The organism is Acinetobacter sp. 251-1 (assembly GCF_030329305.1).
In the GTDB taxonomy this organism is placed as follows: domain Bacteria; phylum Pseudomonadota; class Gammaproteobacteria; order Pseudomonadales; family Moraxellaceae; genus Acinetobacter; species Acinetobacter piscicola_A.
Genome location: NZ_JACANS010000003.1, coordinates 122,821 through 140,745, shown reverse-complemented (window position 1 = coordinate 140,745; position 17,925 = coordinate 122,821). Strand labels below are relative to the sequence as shown.

At 38.3% G+C, this 17,925-nt stretch carries 14 protein-coding genes; 4 read left to right on the top strand and 10 right to left on the bottom strand.

Annotated elements, in window-relative coordinates; translation table 11 throughout:
* Nucleotides 1–21: 21 nt before the first annotated feature.
* Both clpX and HX129_RS03180 read left to right on the top strand, forming a co-directional pair.
* Nucleotides 22–1,332, top strand: a complete 1,311-nt coding sequence (clpX, locus tag HX129_RS03185) for an ATP-dependent Clp protease ATP-binding subunit ClpX (protein WP_130072071.1) — start codon at nucleotides 22–24, stop codon at nucleotides 1,330–1,332.
* A gap of 159 nt (nucleotides 1,333–1,491) precedes the next feature.
* On the top strand, nucleotides 1,492–2,244 hold the full coding sequence (locus tag HX129_RS03180; RefSeq protein WP_286433666.1) for a DUF2846 domain-containing protein: 753 nt from the start codon (nucleotides 1,492–1,494) through the stop codon (nucleotides 2,242–2,244).
* A gap of 65 nt (nucleotides 2,245–2,309) precedes the next feature.
* Here the strand turns inward: HX129_RS03180 and HX129_RS03175 are convergent, their stop codons facing one another.
* The 8 genes from HX129_RS03175 to HX129_RS03140 form a co-directional block, all read right to left on the bottom strand.
* Complete coding sequence (locus tag HX129_RS03175; protein ID WP_286433667.1) at nucleotides 2,310–2,843, bottom strand: DUF2059 domain-containing protein; 534 nt, start codon at nucleotides 2,841–2,843, stop codon at nucleotides 2,310–2,312.
* A gap of 33 nt (nucleotides 2,844–2,876) precedes the next feature.
* Nucleotides 2,877–3,371, bottom strand: a complete 495-nt coding sequence (locus HX129_RS03170) for a DUF2059 domain-containing protein (RefSeq protein ID WP_286433668.1) — start codon at nucleotides 3,369–3,371, stop codon at nucleotides 2,877–2,879.
* Nucleotides 3,368–3,871: a hypothetical protein gene (locus tag HX129_RS03165; RefSeq protein ID WP_286433669.1), complete on the bottom strand. Its 504-nt coding sequence runs from the start codon at nucleotides 3,869–3,871 to the stop codon at nucleotides 3,368–3,370. The genes HX129_RS03170 and HX129_RS03165 overlap by 4 nt, the downstream gene beginning before the upstream one ends.
* A 90-nt stretch (nucleotides 3,872–3,961) precedes the next feature.
* Nucleotides 3,962–5,488 carry a fumarate hydratase gene (locus tag HX129_RS03160; protein WP_130072066.1) on the bottom strand — a complete coding sequence of 509 codons (1,527 nt, stop codon included), beginning with the start codon at nucleotides 5,486–5,488 and terminating at the stop codon, nucleotides 3,962–3,964.
* 697 nt (nucleotides 5,489–6,185) lie between these two features.
* The gene (pta, locus tag HX129_RS03155) at nucleotides 6,186–8,327 is read right to left on the bottom strand and encodes a phosphate acetyltransferase (RefSeq protein WP_286433670.1); all 2,142 of its coding nucleotides are present in this window, start codon (nucleotides 8,325–8,327) and stop codon (nucleotides 6,186–6,188) included.
* A gap of 56 nt (nucleotides 8,328–8,383) precedes the next feature.
* Complete coding sequence (locus HX129_RS03150; protein ID WP_174493741.1) at nucleotides 8,384–9,601, bottom strand: acetate/propionate family kinase; 1,218 nt, start codon at nucleotides 9,599–9,601, stop codon at nucleotides 8,384–8,386.
* Nucleotides 9,602–9,914: 313 nt separating this feature from the next.
* Nucleotides 9,915–10,316, bottom strand: a complete 402-nt coding sequence (locus tag HX129_RS03145; RefSeq protein WP_180044993.1) for a hypothetical protein — start codon at nucleotides 10,314–10,316, stop codon at nucleotides 9,915–9,917.
* Nucleotides 10,317–10,449: 133 nt separating this feature from the next.
* The gene (locus HX129_RS03140) at nucleotides 10,450–11,715 is read right to left on the bottom strand and encodes a glutamate-5-semialdehyde dehydrogenase (protein WP_286433671.1); all 1,266 of its coding nucleotides are present in this window, start codon (nucleotides 11,713–11,715) and stop codon (nucleotides 10,450–10,452) included.
* 314 nt (nucleotides 11,716–12,029) lie between these two features.
* Between HX129_RS03140 and HX129_RS03135 the strand changes: the two genes are divergently transcribed.
* Nucleotides 12,030–13,364 (top strand): alpha/beta fold hydrolase, encoded by a 1,335-nt coding sequence (locus tag HX129_RS03135; RefSeq protein WP_286433672.1) that lies wholly within the window; start codon nucleotides 12,030–12,032, stop codon nucleotides 13,362–13,364.
* A 62-nt stretch (nucleotides 13,365–13,426) separates the two neighbouring features.
* Here HX129_RS03135 and HX129_RS03130 read toward each other — a convergent pair whose 3' ends face one another.
* On the bottom strand, nucleotides 13,427–14,272 hold the full coding sequence (locus HX129_RS03130; RefSeq protein ID WP_286433673.1) for a class I SAM-dependent methyltransferase: 846 nt from the start codon (nucleotides 14,270–14,272) through the stop codon (nucleotides 13,427–13,429).
* A 75-nt stretch (nucleotides 14,273–14,347) separates the two neighbouring features.
* Nucleotides 14,348–15,367 (bottom strand): beta-N-acetylhexosaminidase, encoded by a 1,020-nt coding sequence (nagZ, locus tag HX129_RS03125; RefSeq protein ID WP_286433674.1) that lies wholly within the window; start codon nucleotides 15,365–15,367, stop codon nucleotides 14,348–14,350.
* Between the two features lie 195 nt (nucleotides 15,368–15,562).
* On the opposite strand from nagZ, the gene HX129_RS03120 reads away from it, so the two are divergent.
* A complete protein-coding gene (locus tag HX129_RS03120) occupies nucleotides 15,563–17,743 on the top strand; it encodes a carboxy terminal-processing peptidase (RefSeq protein WP_286433675.1) in 2,181 nt (726 codons plus the stop codon).
* Nucleotides 17,744–17,925 lie beyond the last annotated feature (182 nt).

Below are 17,925 nucleotides of genomic sequence, written 5' to 3'. Positions count from 1 at the left end.
GATTTAAGATTTGGAGTGAAAATGTCCGATAATCCTCAAGGACAAAAACATTGTTCATTTTGTGGAAAAACACAGTCTGAAGTTGGAAAACTGATCGCTGGAGAGGACGCGTACATTTGTAATGAATGTGTGGATGTCTGCTTAGATTTAGTTCAAACCAGTCAACAAGTTGAAACTGGAGATTGGGCAACACGTCCATTGCCTAAACCTCATGAGATTCGTGCTGCGCTTGATCAGTATGTGATTGGTCAAGATACTGCAAAGAAAACGTTATCAGTTGCGGTCTATAACCATTACAAACGTTTAAAAGTAACGCAATCTGCAAATAAACCTAAAGATGCTATTGAGTTAGCAAAAAGTAATATTTTGCTGATTGGACCAACAGGTTCTGGTAAAACATTATTGGCGCAAACACTTGCGCGTTTACTTGATGTACCTTTTGCGATGGCAGATGCAACCACTTTAACCGAAGCAGGTTATGTGGGTGAAGATGTTGAAAACATTGTACAAAAGCTATTACAAAAAGCGGATTATGATGTAGAAAAAGCCCAAAAAGGTATTATCTACATTGATGAGATTGATAAGATTACGCGTAAATCTGAAAATCCATCGATTACCCGTGATGTATCAGGTGAAGGCGTACAACAAGCACTTCTGAAAATGATTGAAGGCACGGTTGCATCTATTCCACCTCAGGGCGGACGTAAGCATCCACAACAAGAGTTTATTCAAATTGATACCTCAAATATTTTATTTATTTGTGGTGGTGCGTTTGCTGGACTTGAAAAAGTGGTACAACAACGTCAAGAAAAAGGTGGTATTGGTTTCACTGCTGATGTGAAAAATAAAGATGATACTAAGAAAGTATCAGAATTGTTCCGTCAAGTTGAAGCAACTGACTTAGTAAAATTCGGTTTAATTCCTGAGTTTATTGGTCGTTTGCCTGTGATTGCGACGCTTGAAGAGCTCGATGAAGAAGCATTAATGCAAATCTTGACTGAACCAAAAAATGCATTAACGCGCCAGTATCAGTACTTGTTTGAAATGGAAGATGTCGATCTAATTTTTGAAGACTCAGCATTACGTGCTGTGGCAAAAAAAGCGCTTGAACGCAATACAGGTGCGCGTGGTCTACGTTCGATTTTAGAAAATGTTTTACTTGAAACTATGTATGACTTACCAAGTCGTGAAGATATTGGCACAGTCATCATTAATGCTGATGTGATTAATCATCAAGCAGAACCTGTTTATCAAGCAGAACGTCAACCGAAGCAAGAACAAGCTGTTGAAGAAAAAGTTGATTTAAAAGTGATTGATAGTAAATCTGCTTAAGATGATTGAGTTGTGATCTGCAACTTATCTGAAACGTGTAAGAAGCTGGACTTTTTACACGTTTTTTATTTTTAAATCGCCAATGAAATGTTAAGCTGATGTTGAGAAAATCATCTTCATTCAAAAAATGAAAATAAAAATACGTGGTGAGGGATAATCATGCGTTACTTTGGTCTAATTATTTTAACCAGTTGTGGATTGGCTGCCTGTCAAAGTCATCAGGCTGTCGAACAACCAATTACAAGTCAAGCTGTGTCTACTTTAGATGCCGTAAATTTTGAAAAAGAAAATTCTTTTGTCCATGAAAAGTTAGATCAATATAAACTCGGTAAGTTTTCTGTCGGTTCATGGGTCAATCAAGAGCCTGGGCAGTATTTCAAACTGGTAAAACCCCAAAATCCGAATGCTGCTGTGATTTATTTTTATCGTCCTGATAGTAAGTGGAATCGCCAAGAAATTATTGCGCAGAGCTTTTATTTAAATGGAAAACGAATTCCTAGTCTCATTAGCAATCATTATTATTGGATTGAGCTGGCTGAGGGCGATTATAAACTCAGTTTAAGTCGACCATTGGCAGTGGTACATTTTCAAAAGCCTAAAGTTGCTTATTTTCACGTGCAAGCAGGTCAGCAATACTTTGTAAAGTATGAGGAAGAGAAATTCCGTGGTGGTCCAAATGGTGGTGGTGATTTATTGAAAGTTGGTCCATTGATGCAAATGCCAACGCGCCAAGGATTAAAAGAAATTGCCATGACACAATTAAAATCGCCTGGTTTAAACTTTGTTGGCGAAATGACCACAGATGGAAAGTTGATCAAACCTCAGGAAAAAATTAATAGTGGAGATTATCAAGCCAGTGATGATGTGCATTTGAGTACACCATTTAAGATTTGGAATCCTTTAACATGGTAAATGAGATACCAAAATCACTCATTTAAAAAGAGGCAATTGCCTCTTTTTTATAAAAATAAACAGTATTATTTGTTTTCTGCGGCTTTTTTAAGTGCTTCGAGTTTTTTATTAACTTGAGCAAAGTCTTTTTCAGCCGCTTGAATGGTCGACATCAGTTGAGTATTGACGATTTTCATGGATTCTTGGGCAACAACAGGACTTTTAGCTAAAATGGATTGTCCAACTTGGCTTGAGTAAAAATCAATTTGTGCTTGTACTTCTTCAGCACTATAAATGTCTTTGTAAATTTTTTGATAAATCGGCTGCATTTTTTCCCAAGAAATACTTTTCTTATTTTGCTCATGTAATTGATCTGCTAATTCATTGGCAACGATTTGTTCTTGTGGGCTAAGTTGTTCATGCCGCACAATATTTTGTACAATCGTATATGCTTGCTGATCAAGCTGAGGGCGAATTTGTTGTATAGTTTGTTGTAAAAGTTGATCGATTTTCATCACTTCTATTAATTTTTGCACTTGTTGGTCGCTTGCAGGAGCAGCAAAAGTATAAGGTGTAATCAGTATTAAACCACTGAGTAATAAGGTTTTAAATTTTTTCATCTGACTGTCCTTAAAAGATAATGAATAGAAAACTTATTGAGAGAAAAATTTCTGCATGACTTGCGTAAGTTTAGCTTGTGCTTGCGCTGATGGTTCGGCATTGTCAGGGAAAATTTGTTCAACAGCATCAATGATTTTCTGTTCAAAATTTTTATTATTTAAAATAGATTGTCCGACTGCTGTTTTATAAAATTTAATCCATTGCTGGGTTTCTTCTTCAGTCATGTTTTGATTGTAAATATTAAATAAATTTTGTCTAAATTCACGTTTATAAGCATCACTTAAATAATATTTTTGAATCGCATTATAAATACGGGTTTGGTTTTCCTTGGTTGGCGGAATGGAATAATACTCAATGATTTGTTGTGTCAGTTGTTGAAAAGTTTCACTCTTTGCGAGGTCTTCGATTGCTTGATTGATATGAATAACATTAAGTAGTTGTTCGGTACTTTCTGTAGTTGCAGGTGCTGCATATACACCTGTGTGCAGTAGGCAAAAGCTGAGGCTAAATATTATTTTTTTGATCATTTTTGGTTCTCGCGAATAATGCTTTGAATATCGTCTAAGTTGACCAGCTTATTAAAATCATTACTTGAAGCATCTACAATTTTTGCAATTATAATTGGAGTGTTTTCTCCTGCATTTTGCATATTAGGTTGTTGGTAAACATTGATCAAGGCTTGGGCTTGTTCTTGACTAAGTGCTTGATATGCTGCACGAATATTGCTGAGCAAAACTTTTTCATCTACTTGTTCGATCATGTCATTAATCATAATATCCGATATTTGGATGATTAAAGCTTGCTTTTCAGCTGAAAGCGCTTGTCTATATTGTAATTGGTCAAACATCAATTCTTCAGTTGCACTTTTCATATTCGGCATACTTTGTTTGAGTAAAGCCGGTTTAAATTGATTCCAATATTCAAGTTTAATGAGCTGATCAATTTGTTGTGATGTCGCAGAGGCTGCGAAAGTTTGAAAGCTAAAACTTAGTAAAAATATAGAAAATATATAGGATTTAATTTTCATCTTCTTCTCAGAAATAAAAAAGCACCCTAATCATAGAGTGCTTTTTCATCAATATTCAAGCAATAAATCTATTTCGCGTTGAATAAAGACTTAGTTCGCTGCAGCATCAACGACTGGAATTTTACCAATTTTTGCTTGCCAGATTTTTGGTGCTGTTGCATGGATTGATGTACCGTTTACATCAACTGCAACAGATACTGGCATATCTTCAACCACAAATTTGTAGATTGCTTCCATACCTAAGTCAGCAAATGCAACCACTTCAGCTTGACGAACAGCTTTAGAAACAAGGTACGCAGCACCACCAACAGCCATTAAGTAAGTCGCTTTGTTGTCTTTGATTGCTTCGATTGCAGCCGGACCACGGTCTGCTTTACCAATCATGCCGAACAAACCAGTCGCTTCTAACACTTGACGAGTGAATTTATCCATACGTGTTGCAGTTGTTGGACCTGCAGGACCAACCACTTCATCACCAACAGGATCAACAGGACCCACGTAGTAAATAAATTTACCTTTCAGGTCTACAGGAAGCTCTTCGCCTTTGTCGAGCATTTCGCACATACGTTTGTGCGCAGCATCACGACCTGTATAGATTGTACCGTTAAGCAATAGCGTGTCGCCTGGTTGCCAAGAGTTCATTTCTTCTTGCGTAATATTGTCTAGGTCAACACGTTTAGATTTTGAAGAATCCCAAGTCACTTCTGGATAGTCAGAAAGTTTAGGTGCTTGAATATGTGCAACACCTGAACCATCTAATTGGAAATGTGCATGACGAGTTGCAGCACAGTTCGGAATCATACCGACTGGTTTACCTGCAGCATGACAAGGGTAATCTTTGATTTTAATATCAAGGACAGTGGTTAAACCACCAAGACCTTGTGCACCAATACCCAATGCATTTACTTTTTCAAAGATTTCAATACGAAGCTCTTCGATTTTGTTTTGTGGTCCACGACGAAGTAATTCGTCCATGTTGATTTCTTCCATGAGTGATTCTTTTGCAAGCATCATGGCTTTTTCAGCAGTACCACCAATCCCGATTCCGAGCATACCCGGTGGACACCAACCTGCACCCATGGTTGGAACAGTTTTAAGTACCCAATCCACGATTGAATCAGAAGGGTTGAGCATCGCAAGTTTAGATTTATTTTCTGAACCACCACCTTTTGCAGCAACAGTGATGTCTACTTTGTTACCCGGAACGAGTTTGTAGTGAATCACAGCAGGAGTGTTGTCTTTGGTATTTTTACGACCAAAAGCAGGGTCAGCAAGTACAGATGCACGAAGAACGTTGCTGTTTTCAAGATAGCCTTGACGTACACCTTCATTGATTGCGTCATCTAAGCTCATGGTTAAATCAAATTTAACGTCTAAGCCCACATCAACAAATACGTTAACAATACCAGTATCTTGACAGATTGGACGATGACCTTCTGCACACATACGTGAGTTGATTAAGATTTGTGCAATTGCATCCTTTGCTGCTTTGTTCTCTTCACGGTCATAAGCACGGCTCATCGCTTGGATGAAGTCTTGTGGATGATAATAAGAAATGAACTGAAGCGCATCCTTGACCGATGTGATCAAGTCATCTTGCTTGATAATAGTTGTCATATCGAAAATCTCTTGAGCGGGCTGATAGCTAGCGGGCTAAATTATACGTGATATTGTTTGTGTTGTGGGAGCTTTGGCTAAGATTTGGGCTAAAGTTTAATAAATCTTATTTTGAGTTAATCTGTCTTAGACCTATATAAAAATGATGTTGCATGATAGGGAGATATTGTGAATTTTAGGATTTCATTATCAAATTTATGATTTTAAGTGTTTGATAAAAATAACATTTAAAATTGGATGAAAGAGTATGATAATCATGTCATGAATTTGTCATAAAACTTTCACATAATAATAGGCATCAAAACAGAGGAATGAAATATGACAATTTCAAGTATCCTAATGGTTGTAGGCTTTAGTGTTTATATTGCTGCGACTTGGATGTATGGCCAGAAAGAAGATCAGGCATAAGCTTTATCTTCTTTTTTATGCTTGCATTTTTATTGTATTGATCATTTGTGTATTGCTCTTTATTTCAAAAATTTAAGTGAATATAAAAGATATCAAAAAGTATTTATTCTTTAAAATTTAAATATTTAATAGTAAAAAGTAGGATTGAAAAACGTACAGCTTTATCAGCTTCCAATTGATAGGTAATACGAGTATTTAATTGATTAAAACTGTAATAAAAAAAAGACCACCCAATCCGTAAATTGGGTGGTTTGAGTATCAAACCTTAACAATGTTGTATGAGTTTAGATTATTGAACGGCTTGTTGTTCTGCTTGAATTGCAGTTAGAGCAATCGTAAAGACAATATCATCCACCAAAGCACCGCGTGACAGGTCATTTACAGGCTTATTTAAACCTTGCAACATTGGACCCACACTGACCACGTTTGCAGAGCGTTGAACCGCTTTATAGGTGGTATTTCCTGTATTGAGGTCAGGGAAAATAAACACATTGGCACGACCTGCAACTTTTGAATCTGGTGCTTTTGATTTACCTACGCTTTCAACAGAAGCTGCATCGTACTGTAATGGACCATCAATAAGTAAGTCAGGGCGACGCTGTTTTGCAATTTCAGTGGCTTTTGCTACTTTTTCTACATCTGCACCCATTCCTGAGGTGCCTGTAGAATATGAAATCATGGCAATACGTGGATCGATCCCAAAGGCTTTTGCAGAGTCCGCAGACTGGATAGCAATCTCAGCCAATTGTTCTGCATCTGGGTCTGGGTTGATTGCACAATCACCATAAACATAGACTTCATCAGGTAATAACATAAAGAATACTGAAGATACCAATGAATAGTCAGGCGCAGTTTTAATCAATTGGAAAGCAGGGCGTACGGTATTTGCTGTGGTATGCACCGCGCCAGACACTAAGCCATCAACTTGATCGAGTGCGAGCATCATTGTGCCAAGTACAACGGTATCTTGCAGCTGATCACGTGCTTGTAAATCATTGAGTTTGCCTTTACGCAATTCCACCATTTTTTCGACATACTGTTCACGAATCAAATCTGGATCAATAATTTCTAAATCATGAGGCAGTTCAATATTGCGTGCACGTGCGACTTCAACAACAGCTTCAGGTTTTGCCAATAATATACAGTGTGCAATTCCACGCGCCTGACAAATTGCAGCCGCTTGAATGGTACGATGTTCATCACCTTCAGGCAGTACAATACGCTTTTTCGCAGCAATTGATTTTTGTACCAATTCATGACGGAAAGCAGAAGGGGATAGACGAGGTTGATAGTCACCATTTAATAACAAGACTAACCAGTCCATATTAATATGGCTCGAAACAAAACGTGTGACTTGTTCTGCACGCTCAGTATCATCGACTGGAATTTCATTGCTTAGATTTGAAAGTAATTGAGTTGTTTCAAATGTACTTAATGGCGTATGTAAAATAGGTAAACCATTTTTAATTGCTGTTTGACAAAATGCCAATGCAGCAGGGTTGGGTTCATGTTGCTCAGCTAAGACTAAGCCAGCCAATGGAATTCCATTACTGGTTGCAAGACTTGCTGCAAGTAACACATCAATACGATCTGAAGCAGAGATGATTAATTCACCCGCAATAAATTTTTGTAATTCATGTTCAATATTAGAAGCAATTAAACTGCTGTGTAAAACACGGCGTACATTTGATTTACCTTCATTAATCCAACTTGCTTGGATATGTGTGGCAAGGTCTGAAACACGCGGTACACTTAAAGTATCACTGAATGGGACTAAACCAATCACAGGTAAATGTTCAGTGCCAATATGTGCATGTGTGCATTGAATGGCTTGTGTAAATTGTTTTGTTTCTTCAACTAAACGTAAATCTGGCGCAAATGTCACAGGAATTTGTGCTGATTCTTCTGGTAAACCACGTGTACGCATAAACAATACACCAACATTACGCGCTGATGCTGCACCACCAAAATAGCGTAATTGTGCTTCGACTTTCTCAGCAGTTTGTTCAGGCTTGGCAATATTGGCATTGCTGACAAAAATAACTTTTGCGTCAAGGGCTTGGGCAAGTGAAGCGTTAATTTCACTGGCAAAAGCATCACGTGCACTTGGGACTAGACCTTCAACAATAATAATGTCATGTGTGCGAGCAACTTCACGATGTAAACGAACAGCTTCTTCAAGTAGTTCGTCGGTTTCACCTGTGTTGAGTAAATGATTTAATTTTGCATATGGAATTGGTTCAACCGTTTCAGTTTTCGAAACATGGCGATAGAGTGCAGTTGTACGGTCAGATTCGGCTTTCTCATCTTGTGAAAAAGGTTTTAAAAATCCCGCTTTTACTCCCTGACAATCTAGAGCATAAATAAGTCCAAGACATGCAGAGGTAAGACCTACGCCTTCACCTGTAGGAACCAATAAAATTGTTTTCATACGCTATTCTTAATCAGATAAATCAAAATAAATTTTAAATCACATCCTGCGACAGCTTAAGCTGTCACAGTTTCCGCATTAGACTTTTTTGCAGTTACATTTCCTTCTTGTAGTGCAACATGCTCAGTTTCTTTGGCAATACGACCTTCTTCATCGGTTGGTACAACCCAGATTTGCGGACCTGTACCAGCATCAATACGACCTTCAGTACCACGCTTTAAGCTATTATTTTGTTCTTGACTCAAGTTAAAGCCAAAATGTGGTAGATACGCAACGGTTTTTTCACGAATATAAGCGGAGTTTTCACCAATACCACCTGTGAAAAATAAGCCATCAATACGTGGTAGACCACAGCTTAAACCTGCTAATGATTTTGCTAAACGGTAGCAAAAAACTTCAATCGCAAGCGTTGCATCTTCATTACCTTGTTCAGATGCTTCGATGAGCGTACGCATATCATTTGAAAGATTAGATAGACCCAGCAAACCAGATTGGCTATTGAGCATTTTGTCAATTTTATAAATGTCCCAACCTAAGTTTGAAGCTAAGAAACTATGAATACTTGGGTCTACGTCACCACTACGTGTACCCATTACCACACCTTCAAGTGGTGTTAAACCCATAGAGGTATCGACAGATTGACCATTCCAAATGGCACAAGTCGAGCTACCATTACCTAAATGTGCTGTGAGCCAACCACCTTTTTTGTAGCTGCCTGCAAGTTCAGAACCACGTTCAGAGACATACGCATGGCTTGTGCCATGGAAACCATAACGGCGAACATTATGTTCTGTATATAAAAATTTTGGTAATGCATAACGATAGGCATGTGCAGGCATCGTTTGATGGAAAGCAGTATCAAAAACTGCAACTTGTGGCAAGTGTGGGAACAAACGCATGGTTGCTTCAATACCCACTAAATGCGCAGGATTATGCAAAGGTGCAAGTGGCGTTGCTTCACGAATACGTTCAATAATTTCAGGTGTTAATAATTCAGCTTTGGTTAATGTGCCTCCATGTACAACACGGTGACCAATCGCTTGAGGATTATGATGAGCTAAACGTTCAAGAATGGTTTCCAATGCTTTTTCATGATCTGCATGTGGAATAGAAAGTTCAAGCTCTTCACCACCAGTCGTAATACCTTTAATACGTGCATTCGCAGAACCTAAGTTTTCTGCCAAACCAAAGATTCGATCTTTACGGTGCTCTGAAACCAAAGCATATTTAATTGATGAAGATCCGCAGTTAATTACTAATACTGATGTAGACACGTTTTATTACCCGAAATTGTAATTTGATATTCGTCCTGATTGATCTGATTACGCTTTTTGTTGGTGCAATTTAGATCAGTAGTGATGTTGTACCATGTGTGGTTTTTCTGTCCTAGATAGACTTTAGGTGATTAGACTTAAGCACTATCGACCACTTTAAGAATTATAATTAGAATTTATCAGTTGATAGATTTCATTTATAAATAAAATAGTACAGGACATAAAGTATCATCTATTTCAAACATAGCATGATTTTTATACATCTTGGCTGAGTTTTATGTTAACAAGTTTGTATTTCAACGGTTGTGTATCATTAATTTTTATATTTAATTTCAGACCAACGCACAATCACATAAGCAATTAAAGCCACCATAAAAAAGACGAGCATCATCCATGCCAAACCTTGTAATGTCTCAATAATGGTGCGATAAACCTCTAAAAACCAACGTTCTTGGGTGAGTTTTAAAATGATTGGTGCTTTCTCGTTGGTGTAAGTGATTGGGCTAATATACTTTTCCATATCATATATGCGAATGCCTGAAGACGTACCCACCACCATACCTGCAAATTTGGTGTATTTAGCCCAAGCTGTATGGATTGGATCATGGATAATACGCGCTAAAATGGCATTGATAGAACCTGAAAAAATACGCATGACCACAAACGAAACCAATAATGCCAAGCAAAATGTAATGATGATTAAAGCGTAAAACATAATTTTTCCCTTCTTTTTATATATTTTTTTATTTTAGGAAATTTTTTTTGTTGCAATGTAATTTTTTAATGCCACAAAAATAAAAAACCGTCCAATTTTCAAAAACTGAACGGTTTTACTTCAATGTACTAACTTACTGACGAATTTGACCATCGCCTAAAACAATCCATTTTTGAGAAGTTAAGCCTTCTAACCCCACTGGACCACGGGCATGAATTTTATCGGTTGAAATACCAATTTCAGCACCTAAACCATATTCAAAACCATCAGCAAAGCGAGTAGACGCATTCACCATGACAGAGCTCGAATCAACACGAGTTAAAAATTGACGTGCCAAACTAAAGTTTTCAGTGATGATCGAGTCAGTATGATGTGAACCATATTTATTAATATGATCAATCGCTTCATCTAAACCAGATACAACTTTAACAGCTAAAATTGGACCGAGATATTCTTCATACCAATCTTCTTCAGTGGCTGTTTTTACACTGGCACCTAAAATACGACGAGTTTCTGCATCACCACGGAGTTCAACTTGCTTTTCAGCATAAAGTTCTGCAATACGTGGTAAAAAATCTTCTGCGATTTTTTCATCGACCAGTAACGTTTCCATAGCATTGCAGACACCGTAACGGTGTGTTTTTGCATTTAAAGCAATCGGAAGTGCTTTGTGTAAGTCAGCTTGTGCCTCAACAAAAACATGGCAATTTCCATCTAAATGTTTGATTACAGGAATAGTCGCTTCATTGGTAATCAGTTCAACTAAGCCTTTACCACCACGCGGAACGATGACATCGACATATTCTGACAATGTAATTAATTGACCCACTGCAGCACGGTCTGTGGTATTGATCACTTGTACACAAGTTTCAGGTAAACCAGCCGCTTTTAGACCATGTTGAATGGCTTCCGCGATTGCTTGGTTGGAGTGGAGTGCTTCTGAACCACCACGTAAAATAATCGCATTACCTGATTTAAGCGCAAGCGAAGCTGCTTCAAGTGTGACGTTCGGACGCGACTCGTAAATCATGCCCACAACACCTAAAGGTACGCGCATTTTACCAATTTGAATGCCTGTTGGGCGATAGGCTAAATCAGTGATTTCACCGATAGGGTCAATTAAGCCAATGACATCTTTTAAACCTTCAAGCATCGCTTGAAAGCGTTTGGGGTTAAGTTCTAGGCGATCAAGCAGGGCGCTGTCTAAACTTTTTGAGCGACCATTGTCCATATCAATTTTATTTGCAGCTAAAATTTGCGGTTGGCTATTTTCCAAAGCGGTATAAATCGCAGATAGCGCATTGTTTTTTTGCAGTGTGGAAGCACCTGCCAAAAAGCGAGAAGCTTGGCGTGCCTGTTTCCCTACAGTTTGCATATACTGTTCAATAGAATCTTGCATAGCGTTTTAATTGATCACCTAGAAATTTCCCTTTGATAGTAGCAGCCAATGTGAAAGCAAGGAAGTCTGATTCGAAAATAAAACTAAAAATGCAAGTGAAAACCATGGTTTGTAAATATTTTGCAATGCTTTTCCCTTTTAAATATGATGAGCGGTCATTTCAGCAATTGCGGAGAATTCACATATTTGTATAGAATGAAACTATAAGGACATTGAAATGATACAAAAGTAGGTCTGTATCACGATTTGATAAAACAACGCGAGCGATAATAATCTTGCAGACTAAAAGAATAAAGCAAGGATGGAGGAAGGATATGAATTCCATTATCCAAATGGACTCAGAATCAAATCAAAATTTTACTAATTTTGGTTTTTTCGATATTTACAATAAAAATAGCTTCAAACAACCAGCACGTACGACGTGGATTGACGGTTGGAAAATTGAATATATGGCGATTGCTGATCCAGAGACAATCCATAACACGCCTATTGTAATTATCGGTGGTGCTTTTCAAAACTTTAACTCATATAAATATTGCGTTGAGCAGTTTTTTGAAAGCGGACCTGTGATTTTAATTGACCTCCCCTCTATGGGAGCAAACCAACAGATTACCAATGTCGACACAGGCTTGTCTGCGGGCACCTTGGAGCTTCCAGATTTATCTCAAATGTTAGGACAGTGGTTTGATATTATTGGTATTCCAAAAGTTGATGTTGTCGGGATTTCTTTAGGTTCAGTGATTGCCTCATTCTTTGTAGAGCAACGTCCTGAATTGGTTGAAAAAATGATTCTAATGGGTGTGATGCAAAAAACGCGTAAGAGTTGGCGTATGCTGCTTGAAGAATCATTAATGCTGATGAAAGAACAACGTATGGATGAGTTTGGTCAGGCTGTAATTTTGTATTTGGTCAATCATGCAAAGCTTGACAAAACACGTATGTCTCCAACCGCAAAGCGTCTTTTCTTTAAACAAATGGCTGAGTTTTCAGTCACCGAACAAGAACGTTACGAAATTAACTGCAATCGTTTGTTGCGCTTGTCCAATGTGCCCGTGCCACAGTGCGACACATTAGTTGCTTGTGGGCAGTATGACAGTTTTACTTTACCTCACGAAAATGCAGCTTTTGCATTGCAATGCCCAGACATGCAATTTGCCATGATTGCCAATGCCGATCATGTGCCACAGTTGCAACGTCGTAAAGAAACTATGACTTTATTTACCACCTATTTAAAAGGTGAATCGATTCAGGGTCTGGATGGCATTATTCATTTAAGCCGTGAGGACATGCAGAATATGGAACGCCGTGGCGAAGACCGTATTCAGATTCGACAACCTGCACGCCAATTACGTCATCGTCATTCGGCACGTGAAATTCCTGTACATGTGAATGATGTGAATTATTTTGGGCTTTCAATGACACTCAGTGCAGAAGATGTTGAATTTGCAGCACAACATACTCGAGATTTGGCATTGAGTTTAGAGGATGAACAAGGTGAGTTCACCATTGAATGTTTGATTTTTGAAATGGGTGAAAATCACATACGCGCTTTATTTAAACATGGCAGCTTTGAAAATGCAGATCGTCTATTGCAATTTATTGCAACGGAACGAGCAAATTTAGAGACTACAGTATGTGAAACGGTTTAATCTTTTAAAATGAGTAAAAAAATCAGTCATATTCGACTGATTTTTTTTGTACCTAAAATTGACTATTTTTCAGCGTGAATCATCCACACTAAATCACCTAAATGTTCTTCTAGGTTCACTTGTTTAGCTTGTTGTGGTTGAAAATAAACATGTGGTTGTAGCACTTCGACCTGTGTAAAACCTGCCATTTTAAAAAACGTTTGGATTTCTTGAGGTTTTTGAAAGTGGAAACTAAAAGCACTACGCGAAATGACTTTGAGTAATTTACTGCTATTCCAAATAACACTTGCGAGTTTATTTTTGATAGGTTCAGGATAAATATCGGTCAGATAATGTAAGGTCTTAAAATCTTGCCCATAATCTACAATAGATTTTAGGAGTTGTTGTAATAAATTTTTTTCAAAATAATTTATCAGACCTTCACTGATGATCACCAAAGGGCGCTGTGGATCAAAGACAGCAAAGGCACTTTTAAAGTCTTCGGTAAACAAGTCTGCAGATAATACGTCAGGACTGGCTGCATTGATTTTTTTTAATGCTGCTTGCTTAGTCATTGCCATATCAGGCAAATCAAGTTCCCGATAATCAATGTGTGGGAAGTGCTCCCTAAACCACCAACCGCGTGGTGATAGTCCTGTGGCAATTTCTAACACTTGTAGATTAGGATACTGATGAATTAATTGTTTTAGAGTGTCATCTAGCATGGTGTGACGTTCTTTTAAGGTCGTACGCATGCTGCCACCCACATACTTTTCTGCCCATGTTTCAATAGGATTGGCAATAAAAGCGAGTGACTTTCCTTTTGATGTTGCAAGTAATGGGTGAGAAATTCCCATTTGATACCAAATATACCCTGTATAGTGTGCGGTAAAGGAAATATGCCGATGTTTAGAAAGTTGTTGAGTCATGGTTATCCTTAACTTTATTGTTGTTATTTTGACTGTTTAAAATCAAAAAAGGGCATATCGAATGCCCCTCTAGTTTTAAAGTGAATTTTTAAATTCTTCAATGACTTTTTTGACAGTTTGCCATTCTTCACCTAAATCAAGTGCTTCACCTATCTGGAGCTGTGGAGTTTTGCCACGCATACGTTCAAGACGTTCTTGGTTTGGTAGTGGTAAATCTGCAATTCCAGCCAAAGCCATACAGGCAGATTCACGATTATTACAGACTAAGCCCATATCACAACCTGCATTTAAAGCTGCTTGAATACGTGCATCTGCACCACCTGCAACACAAGCTGCTTGCATACTTAAGTCATCTGAGAACAGTACGCCGTCAAATTTTAATTCTTGGCGTAAAACTTTTTGTAGCCAATAGGGTGAAAAACCTGCTGGATTTGGGTCAATATTTTCATAAATCACATGTGCAGGCATCAGTGCATCAAGCTGCGGTTGTAGCTGAATAAAGCTTTGCATGTCATTTTGGTAAATTTCGTCATAAGAACGTGGATCAATCGCTGCTGCAACATGCGAGTCCGCTTTAACAGAGCCATGACCAGGGAAATGCTTGCCTGTTGTTGCCATACCCGCACGTTGCATCCCTCGCATAAAGGCACTGGCTAAAGGCACGATGTCTTGTACATTGTTTGCAAAAGCACGATCACCAATGACATCACTAATGGCATTGATATCTAAAACAGGTGCAAAGCTAAAATCAATCCCGACAGCAAGAACTTCGGTTGCCATAAGCCAACCACATTTTTCTGCAAGGTCAAGTGCTTTTTCAGGTGCGTTTAAGTAAAGTTCACCAAAATGACCCATGGCCGGCAGTAGCGTAAAGCCTTGTTTTAAGCGTTGTACACGTCCACCTTCTTGATCGACAGCAATAAGAATATCAGGACGAATTTGACGCATATGCTCAGTGAGTTGACGTACTTGAGCAGGAGATTGAATATTTCTTGAAAATAAAATCACACCACCGACTTGCGGAGCACGTAATAGTTCAATATCTTCTTGATTAAGTTCTGTGCCTGCAATGTCAAGCATCAATGCGCCGATCATAAGAAATCCGAATTGTATTTATTTAAAAAAGAAACAATAACCGAATTTTGCAATGATTTGCTACATTTTGTCAGTACAGTTTATGATAAAACTACACGATATAAACAGATAAAGTTGTTTAAGATTTTGAATTGCATGAATTCATTTCAAAAAACAGCGCTGAAATTGGTAAATCCAAGGAAGTACACACAATTTATGAAACTTCAAACAATCGCATGTGCAGTTGCTATCGCAACGGGTGGTTTATTTTTCAACCATGCTATTACAATGGCTATGGCGGCAACTGAAACAACTGCTGTTTCAGAATCTATTCAACCAACAAAAGAACAAGCTTTGGTGACACGCCAGTTGGCAACTTTGGTGGATCGTCAGCATTATTTAAATATGCGTTTGGATGCAAATACCTCTGCACGTATTTTAGATATGTATATAGATAGTTTAGATCCTGATCATTCTTTATTCTTAGCCCCTGAAATTGAGCAGTATAAAAAGCAATATGGTGCAACCTTGGGTGCTGCTTTAAAAGCAGGGGATTTGACAGGATCATACGCAATTCATGCGCAATATCGAGCACGTCTAAAAGAATTTTATACGTATATGTTGGCAGAGCTGAAAAAGCCGCAAAATCTGAATCAGCCTGATGCTTATATCGAAACAGATCGAGAAAAAGCGCCATTTTTTAGTCACAAGGCTGAACAAGAAAAGTATTGGAATAAAATGTTGGTGTCTCAGCTCATCAACTTAACCATTACCAAACAAGAAGAACAAGCGAAACAAAAAGCGCTGAAAGATGACCCTTCTTTGGCAAATGGACAGGATCTGACTGCTTCTGAAGATTTAACGCCTGTTCAAACTTTGACGAAGCGTTATACGCGTCAGTTAGAACGTATGGGACGTGTCAAAAGTGATGATGTGCTTGAGAAAATTTTAAACTCAATGACATTAACTTATGACCCACATAGTAATTATTTCCCACCACTTGATGCAATGGAGCTGAATCGTCAAACGACGTTGCAGCTTGAAGGGATTGGGGTCTCAATTCGTCCTGAACGGAGTAATGAAGATTATACCAAGATTGAAACTATTGTAGAAGGTGGGCCTGCAAGTAAGTCGGGACAAGTGAAATCAGGTGATCGGATCATTGGTGTCGCACAAGATGGCGAAAAAATGATTGATGTCATCGGTTGGCCAAGTTCGGAAATTGTTGGGTTAATTCGTGGTAAGCGTGGTACCAAAGTCAGTATTAAGCTGTTAGGTGCAGGTGCTTCTATGAACCAAGCCCGTACAGTGACATTGACTCGTGATGTGATTCAAGAAGAAGATGCAGGGGTGCGCTCTCGTACAGTTGAAGTAACACGTGATGGGGTTAAACATAAGTTTGGTGTGTTGGAAATTCCATCGTTCTATTTGAACTATCGTGCACGTCGTGCAGGCAATGAATACCGTTCAGTTGCAGAAGACACCAACAAAGCATTGCAAGATTTAGCGAATCAAAAAGTCGAAGGGATTATTATTGATCTACGCAATAATCCGGGTGGTTCTTTAGAAGAAGTTGCGAAAATGATTGGGCAAGTGGTAAAAGAAGGCCCTGTGGTGCAAATTCGTGATGGCAATGGCACAGTGAACGTATTTGAAGATACTGATGGAGGCGCTCAGACTTATGCGGGGCCTCTAGCTGTACTGATCAATCTTGCATCTGCTTCGGCAAGTGAGATTTATTCGGCTGCAATCCAAGATTATGATCGTGGTGTGGTACTAGGCAGTACGACTACAGGCAAAGGCACAGCCCAAGTTCAATTAGACAGTTTGGCGTATGGTCAAGCCACCTTAACACAACGTAAATTCTATCGAATCACAGGTGGAAGTACCCAAAACAAAGGTGTGATTCCGGATATTAAACTGGTGGATATCTATGATGAAGAGTTTGGAGAACGTAAAGCGAAGAATGCATTGAAATGGGATACGATTCCAACAGCGCCATTTAAGCGTGAAGGTTCTATTAAACCGTATTTGCCACAATTAGCTGAAAAATCAAAAATACGTGTATCTTTAGATCCTCAATTTCAGTATTTAGCGCAAAGAACTGCAATTGCGCAGCAAACCAAAGATCAAAAGCAAATTGTTTTAGATATTGAAAAGCGTAAAGCAGAGCTTAATACTCTTGAGTTAAAAACTTTAGCTGCTGAAAATAAAAGACGTGCTGAAACAGGGTTAAAAGCTTATCCAAATTGGGAGAGTTATCAGGCTTCTTTGGATGCACTTGCTGAATCTCGTGCAAAAATGAAAGCAAATAAGCGACCTGCTTTACCTGAAGAAGAAACTTTTGTGACTGAAGCGGCAAATGTGTTAATTGACTTGGCAAAATTACAGAAGTAAATTTGTCTAAACACTCTGTTAAATCAAGATTAAAAGCATATTACGATATGCTTTTTTCTTATCTAAAAAGTTAAGAATAACTTGACCTTCAATAAGATAATGCTATTTTAACCATATATTTTACATTCTTTAAAAGGCGAACCTTCATACAGTTTTCTGTTGTAAAAAAATTGGGGTTTTAT